Source organism: Chitinophaga sp. (genome assembly GCF_036566945.1).
GTDB lineage: Bacteria > Bacteroidota > Bacteroidia > Chitinophagales > Chitinophagaceae > Chitinophaga.
The window spans coordinates 1-1,776 of the sequence record NZ_DATCVJ010000139.1; the positions used below are offsets into that span (position 1 = coordinate 1).

General features: G+C 44.9%; 2 protein-coding genes. Both read left to right on the forward strand.

Features of this window, described 5'->3' with window-relative positions:
- Nucleotides 1-636 (forward strand): 3-deoxy-manno-octulosonate cytidylyltransferase (locus VIP81_RS04045; protein ID WP_331957196.1); only part of this gene is annotated, 636 nt, incomplete at its 5' end.
- A gap of 20 nt (nt 637-656) precedes the next feature.
- Nucleotides 657-1,733, forward strand: coding sequence for an iron-containing alcohol dehydrogenase family protein (locus tag VIP81_RS04050; protein ID WP_331957197.1), 1,077 nt, complete (start codon nt 657-659; stop codon nt 1,731-1,733).
- The last annotated feature ends 43 nt before the right edge of the window (nt 1,734-1,776 follow it).

Sequence of the window (1,776 nt, forward strand, 5' to 3'; positions counted from 1 at the left end):
CTGCGTACGTATGAATCGGCTGTAAAAACCGGGGTATTTGATGATGTAATGGTGGTGACAGACAGTGAATTGATCTACAATGAAATTGTAAACAATGGCGGGAAGGCAGTCATGAGCAAAAAGGAGCATGAATGCGGTACCGATCGTATAGCCGAAGCCGTTGTAGACATGGACGTGGATATTGTAGTGAATGTGCAGGGAGATGAACCATTTACCCAAAAAGATCCGCTGGAAAAACTACTGAAGGTATTTGAAGGAGAAGAAGGGAAGAAGGTACAGGTGGCATCACTGATGCAGGAACTGAAAGATACCGCTTCCATAGAAGATCCTAACTACGTGAAAGTGGCGGTAGACAAGAACTCCAACGCATTATTCTTTTCCCGTTCCGTTATTCCTTATCCACGTAATAAAGACATTAAGACGGTATACTACGAACATATCGGGATTTATGCTTTCCGTAAGCAAACGTTGCTGGATTTTACACAAATGGAAGTAACGCCACTGGAAGCAGCAGAAAAAATTGAATGTTTACGTTACCTGGAAAATGGCATCCCTATGAAAATGGTGGTGACTTCCTACATGGGCGTGGAAATCGATACACCGGAAGATCTGGAGAAGGCATCAAAACTTTTATAACATCTAACTAACAGGGATATATGAAATTCAGGAATTTTAAAATGGTGGACTACGTAGTTTACGGCAGCGGATGTTTTGATCAGCTGGGCGAAATACTGGCTCCCCGGCGCGTAGGTGATGCTCCCATGATATTTTTCGTGGATGAGTATTTCCAGGATAAAAAGGATTTTTTAGCCCGTATACCTTTGCAGGGCAAAGATAAAATAGTAGTAATAGACGTTACCGATGAGCCTAAAACCAAAACGGTAGATAAAATCCGTGATGAGCTGCAGGCAGAATTCGGCACCGTATCCGGTATTATTGGTATTGGTGGCGGATCAGTAATGGATATGGCTAAAGCCGTGTCATTAATGATGACCAACGTAGGTTCCTCTGCCGACTATCAGGGCTGGGACCTGGTAAAGGTAGCCGGTGTGTATAAAGTGGGTATTCCTACTATTTCCGGTACCGGTGCAGAAGTAAGCCGTACCTGTGTGTTAACCGGCCCTACCCGCAAACTGGGTATGAACTCCGATTTCACGCCGTTTGATCAGATCGTACTCGATCCTTCGCTGACGAAGACTGTGGAGGCCAATCAGCGTTTTTATACCGCTATGGACTGCTTCATTCACTGTGTAGAATCGCTGCAGGGTACTTATCTGAACGCATTCAGTCAGTCATACGGAGAAAAAGCACAGGAAATGTGTGAAGAAATTTTCCTGCAGAAGGAAAAGTGGGATGATGATGCAGATGAGAAGCTGATGATGGCGTCGTATGCTGGTGGAATGAGCATTGCTTATTCCCAGGTAGGTGTGGCACATGCTGTGAGCTATGGATTGGCGTACCTGCTGGGTACCAAACATGGTATCGGTAACTGTATTGTATTTGACAAGCTGGAAGAGTTTTACCCTGAAGGCGTGGCCAAGTTCAAGGAAATGGTGAAGAAGCACAACATCGATATTCCGCAGGGTATTACCAAAGGGTTGACGGATGAGCAGTTTGATACGATGATCAATGTATCACTGGGCATGGCGCCTTTGTGGGAAAATGCACTGGGTAAGGACTGGAAAGAGATCATGACCCGCGAAAGACTGCGTAAGTTGTACGAGCGCTTATAGTGGAGGTTGTCTTACTCAGGATTATACTGATTGTACTGATTTT

What these genes read in the sequence shown, in the direction of transcription:
- VIP81_RS04050 (WP_331957197.1), top strand. Translation starts at nt 657, where the DNA reads ATGAAATTCAGGAATTTTAAAATGGTGGACTACGTAGTTTACGGCAGC.